Annotated in this window: 16 protein-coding genes; 8 read left to right on the forward strand and 8 right to left on the reverse strand. The window is 40.3% G+C overall.

Annotated features, from left to right (window positions below; all coding sequences use genetic code 11):
• Positions 1-111: 111 nt before the first annotated feature.
• Complete coding sequence (locus tag I2I13_RS00210; RefSeq protein WP_195648424.1) at positions 112-1,134, reverse strand: FecR family protein; 1,023 nt, start codon at positions 1,132-1,134, stop codon at positions 112-114.
• 134 nt (positions 1,135-1,268) lie between these two features.
• Between I2I13_RS00210 and I2I13_RS00215 the strand changes: the two genes are divergently transcribed.
• Positions 1,269-1,844, forward strand: coding sequence for an RNA polymerase sigma-70 factor (locus tag I2I13_RS00215; protein WP_148364388.1), 576 nt, complete (start codon positions 1,269-1,271; stop codon positions 1,842-1,844).
• Positions 1,845-2,160: 316 nt separating this feature from the next.
• Here I2I13_RS00215 and I2I13_RS00220 read toward each other — a convergent pair whose 3' ends face one another.
• Positions 2,161-4,059 carry an ATP-binding protein gene (locus I2I13_RS00220; RefSeq protein WP_195648425.1) on the reverse strand — a complete coding sequence of 633 codons (1,899 nt, stop codon included), beginning with the start codon at positions 4,057-4,059 and terminating at the stop codon, positions 2,161-2,163.
• A gap of 117 nt (positions 4,060-4,176) precedes the next feature.
• Positions 4,177-6,813 (reverse strand): valine--tRNA ligase, encoded by a 2,637-nt coding sequence (locus I2I13_RS00225; RefSeq protein ID WP_195648426.1) that lies wholly within the window; start codon positions 6,811-6,813, stop codon positions 4,177-4,179.
• A 251-nt stretch (positions 6,814-7,064) separates the two neighbouring features.
• On the opposite strand from I2I13_RS00225, the gene I2I13_RS00230 reads away from it, so the two are divergent.
• From I2I13_RS00230 to mazG, 7 genes are all read left to right on the forward strand, one after another.
• Positions 7,065-8,120, forward strand: a complete 1,056-nt coding sequence (locus tag I2I13_RS00230; RefSeq protein WP_195648427.1) for a DUF3810 domain-containing protein — start codon at positions 7,065-7,067, stop codon at positions 8,118-8,120.
• Positions 8,121-8,193: 73 nt separating this feature from the next.
• Positions 8,194-9,096, forward strand: coding sequence for a YafY family protein (locus tag I2I13_RS00235; protein ID WP_195648428.1), 903 nt, complete (start codon positions 8,194-8,196; stop codon positions 9,094-9,096).
• Positions 9,097-9,489: 393 nt separating this feature from the next.
• Positions 9,490-10,047, forward strand: coding sequence for a PD-(D/E)XK nuclease family protein (locus tag I2I13_RS00240; RefSeq protein ID WP_195648429.1), 558 nt, complete (start codon positions 9,490-9,492; stop codon positions 10,045-10,047).
• A gap of 2 nt (positions 10,048-10,049) precedes the next feature.
• On the forward strand, positions 10,050-11,207 hold the full coding sequence (locus tag I2I13_RS00245; protein ID WP_195648430.1) for a hypothetical protein: 1,158 nt from the start codon (positions 10,050-10,052) through the stop codon (positions 11,205-11,207).
• 5 nt (positions 11,208-11,212) lie between these two features.
• The gene (locus I2I13_RS00250) at positions 11,213-12,595 is read left to right on the forward strand and encodes a zinc-ribbon domain-containing protein (RefSeq protein WP_195648431.1); all 1,383 of its coding nucleotides are present in this window, start codon (positions 11,213-11,215) and stop codon (positions 12,593-12,595) included.
• Positions 12,596-12,770: 175 nt separating this feature from the next.
• Positions 12,771-13,940: an ATP-binding protein gene (locus I2I13_RS00255; protein WP_195648432.1), complete on the forward strand. Its 1,170-nt coding sequence runs from the start codon at positions 12,771-12,773 to the stop codon at positions 13,938-13,940.
• Positions 13,941-13,976: 36 nt separating this feature from the next.
• Positions 13,977-14,765 (forward strand): nucleoside triphosphate pyrophosphohydrolase, encoded by a 789-nt coding sequence (mazG, locus tag I2I13_RS00260; RefSeq protein ID WP_008775510.1) that lies wholly within the window; start codon positions 13,977-13,979, stop codon positions 14,763-14,765.
• Positions 14,766-14,871: 106 nt separating this feature from the next.
• Here mazG and I2I13_RS00265 read toward each other — a convergent pair whose 3' ends face one another.
• Genes I2I13_RS00265 through I2I13_RS00285 form a run of 5 tightly spaced genes read right to left on the reverse strand, consistent with a single transcriptional unit; the run spans position 14,872 to position 18,841 of the window.
• The gene (locus tag I2I13_RS00265; protein WP_148364384.1) at positions 14,872-15,339 is read right to left on the reverse strand and encodes a hypothetical protein; all 468 of its coding nucleotides are present in this window, start codon (positions 15,337-15,339) and stop codon (positions 14,872-14,874) included.
• 27 nt (positions 15,340-15,366) lie between these two features.
• The gene (locus I2I13_RS00270; protein ID WP_074557307.1) at positions 15,367-15,747 is read right to left on the reverse strand and encodes a hypothetical protein; all 381 of its coding nucleotides are present in this window, start codon (positions 15,745-15,747) and stop codon (positions 15,367-15,369) included.
• Positions 15,748-15,794: 47 nt separating this feature from the next.
• Entirely contained in the window at positions 15,795-16,346 is a 552-nt protein-coding gene (locus I2I13_RS00275; protein WP_195648433.1) for an RNA polymerase sigma factor, read from the reverse strand.
• A gap of 24 nt (positions 16,347-16,370) precedes the next feature.
• Positions 16,371-17,912: a L,D-transpeptidase family protein gene (locus I2I13_RS00280; RefSeq protein ID WP_195648434.1), complete on the reverse strand. Its 1,542-nt coding sequence runs from the start codon at positions 17,910-17,912 to the stop codon at positions 16,371-16,373.
• Positions 17,909-18,841, reverse strand: coding sequence for a ribonuclease Z (locus I2I13_RS00285; protein WP_148364381.1), 933 nt, complete (start codon positions 18,839-18,841; stop codon positions 17,909-17,911). Before I2I13_RS00285 ends, I2I13_RS00280 begins: the two co-directional genes overlap by 4 nt.
• Positions 18,842-19,046: the final 205 nt, after the last annotated feature.

Below are 19,046 nucleotides of genomic sequence, written 5' to 3' on the forward strand. Positions count from 1 at the left end.
ATCAAAAAGATTTACCGATTTCCATACGGGGAGATACGCCAATATCCTCCCGTATGTTTTTGTTTAAGGGGATCTGTCTTTCATTGCATTTTTGTTTTTAAGGTTAATCAATCAATATATTTCAATTTTACTCTTTTCATCTTTTATATCCGGCGAATCAAGATAACGCCAACGGATTTGAGAAGAAAGCTGGAAATATTCCAGAATACGCTCCAAGCGTTGATTAGTAAACGTACCTGTAAATGAGTCTCCTTTCAAACGGTCGTTTTTAATAATGAATTCCACGTTATACCGCTTCTCCAACATTCGCAATCCCTCTTTGAGAGGAGTATTTTTGAATATAATCTTTCCCTCTTTCCATGCTATTTCCGACTCGCCGGAGGTGGCATAAAGCTGTACTTTACTGTCTCTTGTATCATAGACCAATTTCTGTCCGGGATCCATCAGTACTTTTTTCGAACCATTGTCAGATGAATAAATAAAACCTATCTTTCCTTCAACCAATGTTGCTGCAATCCGGTCTTCTTTTTCATAAGCCTCTACATTAAAATGAGTTCCCAATACCTCGATCTGTGACTGGTGGGAAGTAGAGACTATAAATTTCTTTTCCGGATTCTTGGCTACTTCAAAATAAGCTTCTCCCTGCAATGTTACATTTCTCGTGTCACCGTCAAAGCGTGAGGGATAACTCAAAGTAGATTCGGAATTCAGGAAAACCAGTGTACCGTCGGGCAATGTCAAAGAAGTCATCATTCCCGGATTCGTCTTCACTTCCATGATTTGTACCAGTTCCTGTTCGCTTCCTCCCCAGTGTTGTACCATCAGAGTAACGAGAAGTGGAATGAACAGCACTGCTGCCGCACGTTGCGCCCATTCCCACCATGTCGTTTTCCTTTGTCTGTTACCTGTCATTCTACTTTTCACCTTTGTCAATGCTTTCTCTGTGTCGACTTTCGTCATGATGTGAACGGTATCTGTGGCAAGATAGAGAGCATGTATTTGTTTGGCCATCCGTCGGTTTTCTTCCGATTCATCCATCCACGTCTCAACTTGCAGACGCTCTTCTTCCGTTGCCAGTCCCTCACAATAACGGGGAAGCAATTTTTCTATTGTATTTTTATCAGTCTTATCCATATTCGTATTTTATTGCCTTTTACTATAAGACAAGGGAGACTTTAGAGATTCCTAAACCAAATCTCATTTTTTTTCAGAAAATCTTTGTTTTCTTATAAAAAAGCTATATTTGCAGTGAAATATCGAACTAATGCATGAAAGAAATTCACCTGTCAGACAACAATTTCCTATTATCTGCCATACAACAGGGAGACCAAAAGGCATTTGATGCACTGTTTCGGAGATACTATCCGGCACTGTGCGCCTACGGCCATCGCTTCGTCGATCTGGAAGATGCGGAAGAAATTGTGCAGGATTCTCTTTTATGGATTTGGGAAAATAGAGAAAATCTGATTATCGAAACCTCGCTTAGTTCATACCTCTTTAAAATGATATACCGCAAAGCTCTGAACAAGCTTGCACATATTGATGCCACCCAACGTGCCGACACTCGATTTTATGAAGAGATGCAGGAGATGCTACAAGATACGGATCTTTATCAAGTCGAAGAGTTGACACAACGTATCAAAAATGCCATTGCCACATTGCCGGAAAGTTACCGGGAAGCTTTTGTGATGCATCGGTTCCGGGATATGAGTTATAAAGAAATAGCTGAGATTTTGGGAGTATCTCCCAAAACTGTAGATTACCGCATTCAACAGGCACTAAAGCAACTACGTGTAGATTTAAAGGATTATCTGCCGTTATTGCTACCGATTCTATTTCCTTAAAAATAAGCCAGCCATCTATTTTCTTATCTATTACTATCTATTTACTAAAGTACTGATAGATAACTTCTGTTGCATTAGAGGTAAACTTACATTCCCCTGCTGACAAACTTCTTTTTGACCGAGAGAAAACTATAATTGCAAGCTTCATTTATATAACTGCAAGTTCCGGTTATATAAATGCAACTTGCAATTATATAATCAGAACTTGCGTTTATAGTTTCTTCTTAGTCAAAGACAACTTATCCAATAAGGGAAAGGAAGTTTGCAATAAGAGCATAGCAACTTATCTACTGATAGATTGGAGAGAAGTAAAGCACTAATTCTGCCGATAAGGTAAGGTAAACCAGAAAGTAGATCCTTTGTTTTCTTCCGACTCCACTCCTATTTTCCCTCCCAGGCGGTCTACAATCGTATGGCAGATAGAAAGTCCCAGTCCGGTACCTTGCACAAAGGAATTGTACTTCACAAACCGTTCGAATACATGGAGACACTGTTCAGGAGACATTCCACAGCCGGTGTCCGACACATAAAAATAAATCGTTTCAGGATCGAGCAAACGATACCCCATACGGATAGTACCCACCTCTGTAAACTTAATGGCATTAACAGTGAAATTGGCAAGTAACTGAATCAAACGGTTCTTATCCGTATACAATGTACATTGGGGCAGTCTTTCCGCAAATGTGAAAGTCACATTATTGTATCGCAGACGTAGCTGCATACTCTGCTCGATTTCTTCAAGCGCCTGGTTCACATCAATCAAGGCAGGGTAGAAATCGAATGTACCGGCTTCAATCTTCGACAAATCCAGAATATCATTAATCAACTGAAGCAATAAATCTGTATTTGTTTCAATAAGATCTGCATATTCGGACATTTCTTCACGGTTTTCGACATGAGGAAGCATATTCGAGAACCCTACAATAGCATTCAAGGGGGTACGTATCTCATGACTCATATTAGCCAGGAATGCGGATTTCAATTGATTAGCCTGCTCCGCTTTTTCCATCGCTTCATGCAGACGACTATATGCTTTCCGAAGAATGCTGATATAATATACAATAGCAACAATCAATATCAATAAAAAGAAAGAGCAGGAAAGGATTTGAACATAATACTGCTGGAAAAAAGTCCTGGGTTCATTGACATATACCGCATCGTCCGGATAACGGGAAGAAGGTATATTGTAGGATTTCAATACTTGATAGCAGAGATTGGCACTTCCTTGTCCTCCCACCTCACCGGGAATATTACGTGCCTGCTCTCCATCCAAAATACGACCGAGTATTTCCAACAAAGATTTACAGAACGATTCTGTCGAAACGTAATATCCTCCTGCAAAAGTATTGTTCGACAAGTCTTCGGGAGAAAGTAAAAACAATGGAGACGGAGTAAAATTGACAATCACCTCCTGAATATGATCGAAAAGATAGATATTGTCATTTTTGTTATGTGATTCAAACCAAGAATAATAAATGATCCCCGTATTCGGTTTATAACCATGTAAAGTATCCAGCAACATTTCCGTAGACAATTGAGTGGTGGAAAGTAAATCCAGACGCAAGTCCGGAAAGTTCTCCTTTACAGCTTCCTGTACATCTCTGCGAGTTTCTTCACTGATATACCGATCGTCCGAAATGAATGCCAGACGTTCCATATCAGGTATCAGTTTGTAAATTAAGTCGATTGTCTCCTTTACATAATAATGTTGCTTCAAGATGGTTATATTATATCCGCGCCTCCATTCATCACCGGAAAGGGTATTGGCTTCCGTCAACGGAACGTGAGATAACAAGACCTCAAGGGAAGCCGGTAAATGGTCGCGGGCATTTGTCACGATTACCGGAACTTCTTTCCATACGTCATCAAACAATTCACGGCAGACTATCCATCCCGGATCTCCAATCAACACAACCGCAGTGGGAGGAGTCGGATATTTCTGGCGCAAATGGGTAACCAGAGCATTCACTTCCATCTCATTTTCCAAAGCAGGTACAGAAAGCGACTCCGCTTTGACAGAGATTCCCTGTTTCTGAAGAGCATCATGAAGACACCAATAAAAGTTTTTAGCCCAAGGCAGATTGAAATTAATCGAGTTTAAAACCAGTACTTCTTTATTTGTTTTTTCGGTTCGGGCTGACGCAGGGGATAAGAATCCTTCAATGAAAAGGAATAATCCAAGGAAAAATGGGATGATCCGCAGCGGTTGTTTCATTTGTGATATTCTATAAATAGCGAAAGCAAAGATAGTATTAATTTCTTTAGCGCAAAAAAAAGGCATCCCAAAACGAGTTGAGATGCCCTTTATTATATAAATTTAAGTATCAGAGGACTATGATTTCTTCAAAGCCGCAATACTTTCTTTCAAAGATTTGATGATACTCTCCGCATCGGCCTGCTTCTTACGTTCCAGTTCAAGAACGGCAGCCGGAGCATTATTGACGAATTTCTCGTTGCTAAGTTTCTTCATCACTCCCTGCAAGAATCCTTCTTTATGCTTCAATTCGGCTTCCATACGGGCGATTTCGGCTTCCACGTCAATCTTATTGCCCAATGGCACGGCAAATTCGGTCGTTCCTATCATGAAAGAAGCAGCACCTTCTGATTTGCTTTCTACCACTGTTACGGAAGACAGGTTACACATCTTGATAATCACCGGATTCAATTTCTCCACCGGATGAGTACCTACAACCTGCAATTCGAGTTCTTCTTTCAGAGCAATGTTCTTCTGCAAACGGATGCTACGGACATTACTGATGATTTCCTTAGCTACTTCAAACTCTGCCAGGAACTGTTCATTTGCTCCGACCGGTTCAAACAGTTGAGTAACCATCAGGCTTTCACCCGGTTCACGCTCACGCAATTGTTGCCACAGTTCTTCTGTGATAAATGGCATAAAAGGATGCAGCAATTCAAGCAGACGCTCGAAAGAGCTAAGAACCATATCATAAACAAAGCCATTGACAGGCTGTCCATAAGCAGGTTTCACGATTTCCAACAGCCAGGAAGAGAATTCATCCCAGAATAGTTTGTAAACCAGCATCAACGCTTCGCTCAAACGATATTTGGAGAAGAGATCGGCCACTTCAACAGCTGCCGCATCCAGTCTTTGGTCAAACCACTGAACTGCCAGATGTGCATCGGTAGGAATCTCAATAGTGCCTTTGGCATTTGTCCAGCCCTTAATCAGACGGAAAGCATTCCATATCTTGTTGCAGAAGTTACGTCCCTGTTCGCAAAGTGCGTCATCGAAAAGAATATCGTTTCCGGCAGGAGCAGAAAGCATCATGCCCATACGTACTCCATCGGCTCCGTATTTCTCGATCAACTCCAACGGGTCGGGAGAATTACCGAGTGACTTGGACATCTTACGTCCCAGTTTATCACGAACGATACCTGTGAAGTAAACGTTCTTAAACGGCATCTTTCCTTCGTACTCGTAGCCTGCCATAATCATACGGGCTACCCAGAAGAAGATAATATCCGGTCCTGTCACAAGGTCGCTGGTCGGATAGTAATAGTTGATTTCTTCGTTACCCGGATTGTTGATTCCGTCAAACAAAGAGATCGGCCACAACCAGGAAGAGAACCAGGTATCCAGACAATCTTCGTCCTGACGGAGATCTTCCATTGTCAGGGCAGCATTGCCAGTCTTTTCTTTTGCTTTTGCCAATGCTTCTTCTGCTGTAGCAGCTACCACATAACCTCCCTCCGGAAGGAAGTAAGCAGGAATGCGATGTCCCCACCACAACTGACGGCTGATACACCAGTCTTTGATGTTCTCCATCCAGTGACGGTAGGTATTCTTGTATTTTGCAGGATAGAACTTCAGTTCATCGTTCATTACCGGAGGCAATGCCATGTCAGCAAAATGCTGCATCTTGAGGAACCATTGCATAGACAGTTTCGGTTCGATCACTACATTGGTACGTTCCGAGTAACCTACCTTATTTGTATAGGCTTCTGTCTTGTCCAGCAGTCCGGCAGCTTCGAGGTCTTTCTCTATTTGTTTACGGACGTCGAAACGATCCATACCGATATACATACCGGCAGCTTCGCTCAATGTACCGTTATCGTTGAAGATATCAATGCTAGGCAGGTTGTACTTTTCACCCAGCATATAGTCGTTTACATCATGAGCCGGAGTCACTTTCAGGCAACCTGTACCAAATTCGATGTCTACATAATCATCTTCAATCACAGGGATGGTGCGATTTACCAGCGGAACGATCACTTTCTTGCCTTTCAGCCATTCGTTTTTCGGGTCGTTCGGATTGATACACATCGCTGTGTCACCCATGATTGTTTCGGGGCGGGTAGTTGCCACTACGGCATAGCGTCCTTCCGGATCACCTTCCACTTTATAACGGAGGTAATATAGTTTTCCGTGCTCTTCTTTGTAGATCACTTCCTCGTCAGAAAGAGCGGTCAATGCCTTCGGGTCCCAGTTCACCATACGGACACCGCGGTAGATCAATCCTTTATCGAACAGGTCTACGAAAACTTTCAGTACACTTTCACTGCGTTTCTCGTCCATAGTGAAAGCAGTACGATCCCAGTCGCAGGATGCACCGAGTTTGCGGAGCTGTTTCAGGATGATACCTCCGTGTTCGTCTGTCCAATCCCAGGCATGTTTCAGGAATTCGTCACGAGTCAGGTCAGTTTTCTTGATACCTTGAGCGGCGAGTTTGTTTACTACTTTAGCTTCAGTAGCAATAGAAGCATGGTCAGTTCCCGGTACCCAGCAGGCATTCTTGCCTTCCATACGGGCACGACGAACTAAAATATCCTGAATGGTATTATTAAGCATGTGTCCCATGTGCAACATACCGGTGACGTTCGGGGGCGGAATGACGATGGTGTAAGGTTCACGGCCATCGGGTTTCGAACTGAATAAATGATGGTCCAGCCAATACTGGTACCATTTTCCCTCCACGTCAGCGGGATTGTACTTACTTGCTAATTCCATATTGTTTTATGTATATATGATAATGTATATTCTAAAAATAACGGGTGCAAAATTAATAATTTAAATTCAAATCTTACCACCCTCGGGGTGTTTCTTCCTACTTGTAGCCATCTTTTATCCGGTTTATGTTGAATGACTTTTCCTATTACACAAGTAATAAAGCCATTGTTAACAGATTTTTTGCAAATATAGAGGTATTTTTTCGCGCGACGTCTATTTAATGCATATTTTTGTTGACTGATATTAGACAAATGATGAAAAAGAAGCCAAATGTAAGATATTTAGCCCTAGGAGCAATCTTAATCCTGGTGTGGCTAACGCAATGGATTCCTGCTCTGGCAACAATCTATTCGCAAACAATCTATCCTTTTATCTCTTACGTTTTGTCGTTTTTTTCCAATTTATTTCCTTTTGCGATAGGAGACTTATTCATCTTCCTTAGCATCACGGGGGTGATTATTTATCCTATTTACGCCCGTCTCCGCAAGAAGTTGCCTTGGAAAAAAATTTTATTGCGCGACGGCGAATATCTGTTGTGGATTTATGTATGGTTCTATCTGGCATGGGGACTGAATTATTCTCAAAAGAACTTTTACCAACGAACTGAAATCCCGTATACAGCCTACACTCCCGAAATTTTTCAGGAGTTCGTTGACGACTATATCACCCAATTAAATCGTTCGTATACCCCTATAAATAGTATCAACCAGGATTTGATACGGGAAGAAACCGTACGAATCTATAATCAGTTAAGTGATAGCTTGGGCGTGCACCGACCTCCACATGATCATCCGAGAGTAAAGACCATGTTGTTTACTCCATTCATTTCCATGGTAGGAGTAACCGGTAGCATGGGGCCTTTCTTCTGCGAATTCACCCTTAACGGAGATTTGCTTCCCGCCAACTATCCCGCCACTTATGCTCATGAACTAGCCCACCTGTTAGGTATCACCAGCGAAGCGGAAGCCAATTTCTATGCTTATCAGGTTTGCACCCGTTCACAGGCAATGGGTATCCGTTTCTCCGGATATTTCTCTGTACTGGGGCATGTATTGGGAAATGCAAAAAGATTACTTTCAGAAGAAGAATATGCAAAACTCTTTCAACGCATCCGACCGGAAATTATTGAATTAGCCAAGAATAATCAAGCCTATTGGGCTGCCAAGTATAGCCCGGTAGTGGGAGCCGTACAGGATTGGATATACGATCTTTACCTGAAAGGAAACAAGATAGAAAGTGGCCGCCAAAACTACTCGGAAGTAGTAGGGTTGTTGATTTCTTACCAGGAATGGAAAAAACAGATGTAGATTGTGCCTTGTTTTGGCACATAGTATCCCGATATTTGCAACACTAATATAAAACGGATAGACTAATTTCTTTATGGCAAAAGATCTTTTTAATAAATATCTCTGGTTAGTAGATACAATCTATCGGGCCGGAACAATAACACTAGAAGAGATTAACCGTAAATGGCTGCGGTGTGAAATGAGTAACGGAGAGGAAATCCCCAATAGAACTTTTCACAATCACCGGAAAGCCATTGAAGAACTATTCGACATAAATATAGAATGCGATAGACGCAACGGATGCAATTATTATATAGAAAACACCGAAGAACTTAAAAAGGAAGGACTCAGAAAATGGCTATTAAATATATTTGCGGTCAATACAGTCCTTAACGAAAACCATAAATTAAGAGATAAAATACTACTGGAAGAATATCCTTCAGGAGAACAGTATTTGATACCAATCATTGAATCAATCGACAATCATATAACGTTAGAAATAACATATCAAAGCTATTGGCAGGATAAATCGTATACATTTCACATTGAACCTTATTGCATAAAAGCTTTTAAACAACGTTGGTATGTCGCAGCAAGAAGTCCGTATTATAACAAAGTTCTGATCTACTCCCTCGACCGGATACTTGAAATGGAGCAAACGGACTTATTATTTGAGTGTCCTCGCACTTTTAATCCTAAAGCCTACTTCGATAATAGTTTCGGGGTTATTATCGATGAAGAATATGATGTGGAAAAAATCAGAATAAAAATCTACGGGAATCAATGTAAATACTTTCGTTCTCTTCCGCTACATCACTCTCAAAAAGAGAGCGAAACACATAACGATTATTCCATTTTTGATTATATATTGCGCCCTACTTATGATTTCTGTCAGGCTATCCTATCGCACGGAGATTTTGTAGAAGTCCTGGAGCCTCAATGGTTCAGAACCCAAATCGGGACAATGATTCAAAGAATGCATCAACTATATCAATAAATATCATCATAGGTGCATTGAAATGAGTATTCATTAGTAAATATTAAAGCAGTCCGGTCATCTTTTCTGATAAGATTCTTTCAATTCTAAAAAATGTTTCTTAGTTTTGCAATATACAACCATTAAAAACAAGTAGTAAGAAACAGAGAACAAAGATTTTCAGACATATTGATTGAACGTTAAGACGTATTATCCCGTTCGCTTAAATCTCGCAAATTTAAAATGAATCTCAGGATAGTAGGTTAAAGTAGCGTTCACACCCGAATAGGGCGTGGACTGCTTTTACCTTATTTGAGATTCAGGCAATGCGAGAGCCTAAGCGAATAAATAAGGATAAAAGTTAGTTTACGCTCTTTTTTTGTACCTGTACATTAATTTAAAACTATATAAAACATGGAAAAAGTATCATTACTAATGAAAGATTCCTCCGAAGGAGATTCTCAAAAAGAAACCATGATAGACTTTATTCTTTCATGGACATTACGTAGATCTATGCAACAATACAGTAAAGAGAAACCTATCCTTTACCAATATTGCAGAAAGATTCTTGGCAAACTGATTAACATCGCAATGACAGACGAAGTGCAAGTGATCTCCGTTGAAACTTGGAAACAATGGAAATATATTGATCTTTGGGCCAATATACATATAACGTACAATGGGAAAGAAGAACTTCATACCATTTTAATTGAAAACAAAACATATACACCGACTCACCATAATCAGTTAGCACGATACAAGGCTATTTTCGACCAAGTATGTGAAGAGCACATGCCCGATGCTAAAAGGCATTATATACTAATCACCGCCTTGGATGAAATGCCGTCTATGCTGACAAACGAATGTAAAGAGAACGGATATACTCCATTTTGCCTGGGAGATTTAAATGATTATGAACAGCAAGATTCGGAAAGCGATTTGTTTAACGAGTTTTGGTTAAGATACTGGTAAATATGGGAAAGTCTTTATTAATATGCATATTTCTCTGTATGGGAGTATGCAAGACGAATGCACAAATAATGGATTTATCAAAATTGATTAAGTCTAAGAAAGATAAAACAGAAGCATTCTCTCGGCAATTACAAAACACAAAAGATTCACTTTTGAAAGTAATAGATAATAAGTTATACAAAAGTACATCTTTAGATAATATTGGAATGGCTATTGATAATCCTTACACATATAATTTTCCTATATTCTATTCAGGAGAATCAATGGAAAGCCTAAAAAGGAAATCTAAAGAATTAGAGAAAATAAAAAAAAGAATAGAGCAGGATATCATCAAGAAAGAACTCGAACTGCAAAGAACTGATTCCATTCAAAAAGTTAATGAAATCATAAAAATAGAACAAGAAAGAATAGCCGATTCTTTGTATTTAATCCGAGCTGCTCAAACATGGGAATGGTTGTACGACAAAAAAGGCAAATGGGAAAAAGTAGACCGCACATACCCTAAAGAAGAACACTATCAAGTAAATTCACTGTTTCCCCAATATCAAGTAATAAATAAAAATGCCTATTTGAATGGAAAATTAGTTGGTGTATGCCACCCAACTAAAAACGATAAGGACCAAAGCGAGCAAGACCATCTTTTTCGCATAGACATGATAAATTTTTTATGCCAGCAAGACTTTCTAAACAACAAATATGATATACAAAAAGAATCATCCAAAACCCAAGAATACATAAAAGCAAAATTAGGTCTTAAAAAACAGTCAACACCTGCCGACAGTCCTGTATATAAAGAGATGATAGCTAACGCCCAAAAATTCCGTATAGCACAAGAAAGGCTACGTAAAGGAGAAATCGATTTGAACACGTACAATAGAATTAAAATAAAATTGGGAGCCAAATCTACAGAATCCGTATATCAAGCAATGGCAGATAGTGAAAGCCCGGAAATAAATGCTGGGGAACGGTACTTGGAGCAACTGCGTGATGACAACTACCCCTTAATCAGAAGTTACACTATCAATAGAATAGACGGAACCAATTTCACCTATCAATTCAGCAATGAAAAGAAAGAAGAGACCCTTAGTGTCAAGGTTTCATTCTTTGTTAATGAGAATAAAGAAGTTCGGTATAAAATTTCTTCACTTCAAAAAAAATAAGCCTTATGGAAAAAGATATAAAAAAATGCCCTTATTGCGGGGAAGCGATCTTGGCTGTGGCTAAGAAGTGTAAATACTGTGGTGAATGGCTGGAAGAAAAGACACTGGTCACAAAAAAGATGATAACCTGCCCTGTTTGTGCAGAGCTGATAGAAGAAGGTATTGCATCTTGCCCATATTGTCATGAAGCACTAGCCTTCCCAAGCGTGTCCCAAGAAAATAAGCCCACACATCATCATGTAGAGGAAAAGCAAAAAGAGAAGGATAAATCATTGCAAACAAAGGATAACAAGGAGGTGAAAAGAACTTCATTCTTATCTCACTATTTTACCAACGTTATTCTGAAACAGTATGCTGATTTTAGTGGTATAGCAACAAGAAAACAGTATTGGCTATATATACTGTTTTATTCGGTCATACTCAGCGTTACTTCATGTGCCGACCTATTATTGGGAATAGATTTTAAACTATACGATGAGAGTCTTGGCTACGGCTGGCTGTTCACTTTTGCGTCATTGGCTCTTTTTGTTCCTTCGTTGGCAATAAGTGTACGCCGCCTGCATGATATCGGAAAAAGTGGATGGTGGTATCTAATCGTTCTTGTTCCCATAGTAGGCATGTTTTGGCTACTCGTTCTGCTATGCAAGAAAGGAAATGCGGTCAATCTGCATATTCCTTTAACCTTTACAGATAAAATAGTACTCAGTGTATCTGCAATCATTGTAGCAATTCTGGTTATACTGACCTGTTTACAACCTGCTGAAAAGTTTCAGGCATCCCAACCTCAAAACAGCAATTGGTATCTTGATGAAGACACTGCCGGAGTAGACACGTTAGACAACGTAAACTATTCCGAGAACAGACAGAATATAAATAACGGAAACGATGAAAATTTCAAAAAACAGATTATACACGACTATGCTTGCTATTATGCTATCTATACTTTCTGTTACAACATGAAACAAGCCATAACCAATGGATACAAAGGTATTGGTCTCGAAGTAGTTGGTGGCGATGAAGAAGTAAATGACGATTTGCTTTTGATATCCAATGAAGATTATCAATGGTTGTTGCAACAATTCGAATTTTCAAACTTTTCCCGTCTATTAAGAGCTTACGTAAATGGCAACAGAAAATACAGAGGTGACTTATTTGAAAGCGATCTTGGAAACATAGCAATCGATTGCCTAAATAAACATGAAGTTGTTCTAAATAGCCAATGGTTTGAAATATTCGATGGTTATCTGCCCGATAATAAATTACAGCTTAATGAATTCCACAAGTTGGGAAGTAAGAAGTTTCAAGTAACATTTGTCGACTTCAATATCAGCCCTAATTTTGTGTTCAATTTCGATTATAACGATGGACTTACTATCACCGTAAACTAAATTAATTTTATTACAATGAAATATAACAACTCACCTAAAGATTAATTCAAAGTCATAGAAAAGCTGTTTTCATTGCGTCAATCCATCAATTGCACAACAAAAGTGCAGAAATTAATAGTTTTCTGCACTTTTGTTGTGCAATTGATGTATATTTGCATATAAATATATGCCAACCATGGACAGATTATACGAAAACTTCAATAAACTCCTTAAAGCAACAAGTACCGATTTTATCCGATACAAGTATGCTGAAATAAATTGGGGCAGCCATATGCTCGGACTTGTCGGACCGCGCGGAGTAGGTAAAACCACCATGTTCCTGCAACATATCAAGCAGAACATGAATCCGAAAGATACATTATATGTTTCAGCAGACAATATGTATTTTGCCGATAATTCCCTGATTGACCTAACGGACAAATTCAGCAAACAAGGCGGCAAACATTTATTCATTGATGAAATACACAAATATCCTAATTGGTCTCGTGAATTAAAGCAGATATTCGATTCTTATCCGGATATGCAAGTTCTTTTTACCGGTTCCTCTATTCTGGATATTTATAAAGGAACGGCAGATTTGAGCAGACGTGCACCAATCTATGAAATGCAAGGACTGTCTTTCAGAGAATATTTAAGTATGTTCCATCAAATTCATGTACCAGCCTACTCATTAGAAGAAATACTGGAGCATAAAGTTGAAATTCCGGGAATAGCACATCCACTTCCGCTATTCGCTGAATATATACGACACGGCTATTACCCGTTTAGCAAAGATACCACTTTTGAAATTGAGTTAAACCAAGTAATCAACCAAACTATGGAGAATGACATTCCTCAATACGCTAATATGAATGTCTCGACAGGGCGAAAACTCAAACAATTGCTGATGATTATTGCCAAAAGCGTCCCATTTAAACCTGTCATGCAGAAACTCGCTGACATCATCGGAGTAAGTCGTAATTATTTAAGCGATTACTTACTTTATATTGAGAAAGCGGGAATGATAGCTCAGGTTAGGGATGATACAGGTGGAATCAGAGGGTTAGGTAAAGTAGAAAAAATATATCTTGATAATACTAATCTCATTTATACGTTAGGAGGAGAAAATTCCAATATCGGTAATATGCGCGAAACATTTTTTTATAACCAGATGCGAGTGAAACAGGATGTTATATCTTCCAAGATTTCTGATTTTCAAATTGGAGAAAGAACATTCGAAATAGGAGGAAAAAACAAAGGACAGCAACAGATTGCTAAAGCACAGGAAGGATATATTGTGAAAGACGATATTGAAACCGGTTATGGGAATATTATTCCGCTTTGGAACTTCGGGATGAATTATTAGTCATATCTTTGCATCAACTTTTAAATAAAGAGATTTATGTCACATACCAGACAAGAACAGATGGAAGCCTTCGGACGCTTCCTGGACATTCTCGACGAACTGCGTGTTAAATGTCCCTGGGACCGTAAACAGACAAATGAAAGTCTGCGTCCCAACACCATAGAAGAGACTTACGAACTTTGCGATGCCCTGATGAGGGATGACAAGAAAGAGATCTGCAAAGAATTGGGAGACGTATTATTGCACGTTGCTTTCTATGCCAAGATAGGTTCGGAAACAGGAGATTTTGACATCAAAGATGTTTGCGACAAGCTGTGCGATAAGCTGATTTTCCGCCATCCGCATGTGTTCGGAGAGGTGAAAGCAGAGACAGCCGGACAAGTTTCCGAGAACTGGGAACAGTTGAAACTCAAAGAGAAAGATGGCAACAAGAGTGTATTAAGCGGTGTGCCCGCTGCCCTACCCTCACTAATCAAGGCTTACCGTATTCAGGACAAAGCCCGCAATGTAGGCTTCGACTGGGAAGAACGGGAACAGGTTTGGGATAAAGTAAAAGAAGAAATCGGTGAGTTTCAGGAGGAAGTAGCCAACATGGATAAAGAGAAAGCGGAAGCTGAATTCGGCGACGTGATGTTCAGCCTCATCAATGCGGCACGCCTTTATAAAATCAATCCCGATAATGCACTGGAACTTACCAACCAGAAGTTTATCCGCCGCTTCAATTATCTGGAAGAGCACACCATCAAGGAGGGAAAAAGTCTGAAAGATATGTCTCTCGAAGAGATGGATGCCATTTGGAATGAAGCAAAGAAAAAAGGACTGTAACTTCCTTACCGGCATAAAAAAACTGAGGCTCTATTCCCACCGGACAGAGCCTCCATTTTACTCAAACAGAGCGTCTGTTCATACGAATCAGACGCTCTGTTTTTCTTTATTTCTTCTTTGAATCGTCTCCCTTGTCTTTGCTACGATTCATACCTTTTATCATTTCACGGTGAAAACGCATCTCTGCACGTTGCACGAGAAAAATCTTCTTGCTTGAAAGAATCTTTTTAAACTTACCCAAATAAGTTTTATCAAGCTGGTCGGCAGCAATACGGTTGTTGGCCACTTTCTCGTTGATTTCTGCATATTGAGCTTCCGTTGTTTTATCATCCTTGCCTTTGCGCATCAAATCCCATGACTCATCATTCAGTTTCTTCTTTTTATCCTGGAGTTCAAAATAAACGGGAAAGAACTTGGCTGCTTCTTCTTTATTCAATCCAGCCTGTTCGATAATGAAAGCTTTTTGTTTTTCCCTGAACTCCTCCCGGGATAAATGCTGATCACATCCATCAGCAGCCCAAAGAACAGGCATAAAGCCACACAACAAAACGATCCATGCGATTAGTTTTTTCATTTTCTGTATTCAATCAGTTTTTATAAATCATTCTACACTTGCGTCACTCAAATAAACATATAACGAATAATCATCCAGCATGGCACGATCCACTGCTACATCAATCATTTCGTCAGATACAACTACTTCAGTATCTACTTCTGTCACCGCTACATCATCTGCCGTAGCAGGCTTATGGTCTGTTGACGCCACCCGGATAATCAAGGCCGCCCCTACAAACATAGCTGCCATATAGAGCAATGGTTTCAGTCTTGTCCATGTGCTGACAGGTTCTTCCTTAAAAGCGACTTTCTCTTTTTCAGGAAGTTTATTCATTATCTCCGAAGTCAGGTTCTCAAAGTAACCATCGGGCACTTTGAAGGAATTTTCCTTTCCAAGCTTCTTCAATAAAATATCTTCTTCTTTCATACGTTTTTCTCCTCTCTTTTCATTAGACAGTGTCTCATTTAAAAGGTTTAATCTATTTCTTTTAAAAACTTCTCTATTTTCTTCACCGCATGATGATAAGATGCTTTCAGTGCACCGACCGACGTGCCGAAGATCTCCGACATCTCTTCGTACTTCATTTCCTGATAATATTTCAGGTTGAACACCATACGCTGCTTTTCGGGCAAAGTCTGCAAGGCTTTTTGTAAGCACATCTGTATCTTGTCGCCTGAAAAATAAGCGTCACTCTCCAGCCTTTGCACAACTACTGCTTCGGGATCGTCAATATCTACGGTAGTCATGGCACGCTGCTTATTCAGAAAGGTAAGACACTCGTTCAGCGCGATACGATAGAGCCAGGTTGACAGCTTCGCCTCGGCACGGAAATAATCAATACTCGTCCATGCCTTGATGAAAGTGTTTTGCAGGAGATCGTTCGCATCCTCATGCGACAGTACCATCCGGCGGATTTGCCAATACAATTGCTCGCTATACTGCCCCACAATCATTTCAAATCCTTTCCGCTGTGTACTCTCCTCCTGAAGGAGTTTCAGAACTTCTCGTTCGTTATAAGGGGTCATAATCTCTCGTATCTGTATGTTTATTTATGGTTTCAAATTCAGGTTATTCATCGCCTCTAGTAAAGACGGATCATATTTATAAATGTCCTCACAATACCTTAATTTATTATCGGCAGACAGGTAAACCGTCTGATAATCTATAAATAAAGGTATATATTGTTCCAAACTATAATGTTTCAATTCACGATAAGCCACACTGATGGGCAGCTTCTTTCCCTCTTCGCTCACCGGCTTGATATCCATTGCAATACGAATACGGTCTTCCAACAATTCATCCGGCTCTTTCAACAGGAAAAACGCAAAGTCGAGGGCTTTTTGAAGACGGACGCAACCGTGGCTCACCGCACGATTATTCCGTGTAAAAGCCCACCGTGAGGGAGTGTCATGCAGATATACGGAATGAGGATTGGGAAAACGGAAGATGATACGTCCCAACGAATTTCCCGTTTTGTTATCCTGTTTCACCGTATAAGGTACGCCACTTCCTGCATACTTCGCCCATTTAATACTGTGGGGATCTACCTGCGTACCATTCTTATCGTACACTTTCATGCGGTTACGGGTAAAATATGTCGTATCTCTACGGTAAGTAGGGATAATCTCTTTCCGGATAATGCTTTGAGGCACATTCCAGTACGGATTCAATTCCATATAATAAATCCTGCTTGACAATAGGGGAGTTTTATTCTTCACAGTCCCCACACAAATACGCATCTCCAGAATAGAGTCCGTTTCTTCGTTGACGGCCTGCAACATAAATGCCGCCACATTGGCTATCACATATTTCTGTCCTTTATCCAATGCATATTGCCAACGTGCCCGCTCCATGTTTACCAATAGCCGATCCCGATAATAATCCGTAGTATCTGTCACTCCCCAGCCATTCACACGAACCAACTCTTCCTGCATCTTATGATAAAGCGGAGAAGAGGGTTGCGCCCGACGAAAAGCAGCGTTAGGGTTTGCACGCAAAGAATCAAGGGCAGCCATTGCAAACTCCGTATCACAATGTTTCAGAGGAATGTGGTCTATCGAGTCGTTCCATCTGCGTTCCGAAGGCAGGAATCCAAATTTCAATTGACACACATACGAAAGATAGGCGGCTGTCAACTGATATTCCACGTCTGCCAGCAGACGGTTCATCGTCTTCCCTTCGCGCAGATTCAAGGTACGTATCTGTTGCAATTCTCCACGAATACTATCGACAGGATAATAATTCGGATTAATTCCATGCTGTGAAATATTTCCTAACCAGAATAACATCGAGTCCGCCACCTGTATGGCTGGTTTATCGGATATGAGAGAATCGTTCAGCCAAAAGAATTCATCCTTCTCCTGATAATGAGCCAACAAAACCGAATCCCACGCAGTCACCGGATTTTCGTTCAAACAGGAACGGATCATCTGATGAATGCTGTCTGCATTTATTTGATAAGCAGGATGGAACAGTTCCTTGAGGGAAGACAAAGAGTCGGGTATTGGAGATTGAGGCTTCTCTTTTTTACAGGCTGCCAAACAACCAAAGAACAGGATGATTACTCCCCAAAGCAATCGACTACTTTTCATAGACAAGTCCCTCCATCAACGTCAATACACAAATTTTCTTTCGCTAAAATGGTTTGTGGGAAAATGGCGGACGCTTCATTAAGTAAGACAGATTCATCTTCATAACGGGCGGAAAAATGTCCGATCACCAGTTGTCTCACATTAGCATCCACAGCAAGCTGTGCAGCTTGTGCAGCAGTGGTATGATAAGTTTCCCTGGCGCGTGCCTGCTCGGTCTGTGCAAAGGTAGCCTCATGGAAAAGCAAATCTACATTTTTAATCTGTTCAGCAAGGGACGGACGATAGATTGTATCGGAACAATAAGCATATTTACGCGCCGGAGCCGAAGGGCGGGTTAAACGTAAATTAGGTATTACTTCTCCCTCGGGAGTTACAAAGTCGGCTCCGTTCTTGATGCGGTTCAGCTCATAAACCGGGACTTTATAAAAGTCTACCATGTCTCTGATGATATGATTAGGACGCTGTTTTTCTTCAAAAAGGAAACCACAACAGGGAATACGGTGTTTCAAGGGAATCGTCGTTACAGTCACCGAACGATCATCGTAAATGAGCACCGGTTCCTTCGTTTCAAATTCATGAAAGAATACCTTGTAAGTCAGTGTCTTGCAAAAGAAAGCAAGCATCGGGGCAAACAACTCTTCCAATCCCCGTGGAGAATGGATGTGCAAATCGGCAGTTCTCCCCAATAATCCGAATGTAGAGATCAATCCCAGCAATCCGAAACAGTGGTCACCATGTAAATGAGAGATAAAGATATGATTCAACCGGGAAAATTTCAGCCGGGAACGGCGTAACTGCATCTGTGCCCCTTCACCACAATCAATCATAAAAAGCTTTTCACGCAAATTCACGACTTGAGAGGTCGCAAAATGTCGCGTGGTAGGCAAAGCGGAGCCGCATCCCAATATATGTAACTCGAATTTCTCCATGGTATGCAAAGATAGGACATTTCACATTTAATCTTGCAAAGGAAGAAACTTTTTTTCTATTCACCACAGAGGACACAGAGGACGCAGAGGGTAAAGAGGATATGGAGAGGATGCGGAGGAGAAGAGGGTAGTTTATATAAATAAATATATATTACCATCGCTAATTTGTTAAATCAATCCTTCAATCCTCTGTATTCTCCATATC

Origin of the sequence: Bacteroides sp. D55t1_190419_B8 (assembly GCF_015558905.1) — a bacterium.
Lineage (GTDB): Bacteria > Bacteroidota > Bacteroidia > Bacteroidales > Bacteroidaceae > Bacteroides > Bacteroides vicugnae.

Excerpts from the sequence above, each read along its gene's own strand:
- I2I13_RS00210 (WP_195648424.1), bottom strand. The coding sequence starts at position 1,134 with ATGGATAAGACTGATAAAAATACAATAGAAAAATTGCTTCCCCGTTAT.
- I2I13_RS00215 (WP_148364388.1), top strand. The coding sequence starts at position 1,269 with ATGAAAGAAATTCACCTGTCAGACAACAATTTCCTATTATCTGCCATA.
- I2I13_RS00220 (WP_195648425.1), bottom strand. The coding sequence starts at position 4,059 with ATGAAACAACCGCTGCGGATCATCCCATTTTTCCTTGGATTATTCCTT.
- I2I13_RS00225 (WP_195648426.1), bottom strand. The coding sequence starts at position 6,813 with ATGGAATTAGCAAGTAAGTACAATCCCGCTGACGTGGAGGGAAAATGG.
- I2I13_RS00230 (WP_195648427.1), top strand. The coding sequence starts at position 7,065 with ATGATGAAAAAGAAGCCAAATGTAAGATATTTAGCCCTAGGAGCAATC.
- I2I13_RS00235 (WP_195648428.1), top strand. The coding sequence starts at position 8,194 with ATGGCAAAAGATCTTTTTAATAAATATCTCTGGTTAGTAGATACAATC.
- I2I13_RS00240 (WP_195648429.1), top strand. The coding sequence starts at position 9,490 with ATGGAAAAAGTATCATTACTAATGAAAGATTCCTCCGAAGGAGATTCT.
- I2I13_RS00245 (WP_195648430.1), top strand. The coding sequence starts at position 10,050 with ATGGGAAAGTCTTTATTAATATGCATATTTCTCTGTATGGGAGTATGC.
- I2I13_RS00250 (WP_195648431.1), top strand. The coding sequence starts at position 11,213 with ATGGAAAAAGATATAAAAAAATGCCCTTATTGCGGGGAAGCGATCTTG.
- I2I13_RS00255 (WP_195648432.1), top strand. The coding sequence starts at position 12,771 with ATGGACAGATTATACGAAAACTTCAATAAACTCCTTAAAGCAACAAGT.
- mazG (WP_008775510.1), top strand. The coding sequence starts at position 13,977 with ATGTCACATACCAGACAAGAACAGATGGAAGCCTTCGGACGCTTCCTG.
- I2I13_RS00265 (WP_148364384.1), bottom strand. The coding sequence starts at position 15,339 with ATGAAAAAACTAATCGCATGGATCGTTTTGTTGTGTGGCTTTATGCCT.
- I2I13_RS00270 (WP_074557307.1), bottom strand. The coding sequence starts at position 15,747 with ATGAAAGAAGAAGATATTTTATTGAAGAAGCTTGGAAAGGAAAATTCC.
- I2I13_RS00275 (WP_195648433.1), bottom strand. The coding sequence starts at position 16,346 with ATGACCCCTTATAACGAACGAGAAGTTCTGAAACTCCTTCAGGAGGAG.
- I2I13_RS00280 (WP_195648434.1), bottom strand. The coding sequence starts at position 17,912 with ATGAAAAGTAGTCGATTGCTTTGGGGAGTAATCATCCTGTTCTTTGGT.
- I2I13_RS00285 (WP_148364381.1), bottom strand. The coding sequence starts at position 18,841 with ATGGAGAAATTCGAGTTACATATATTGGGATGCGGCTCCGCTTTGCCT.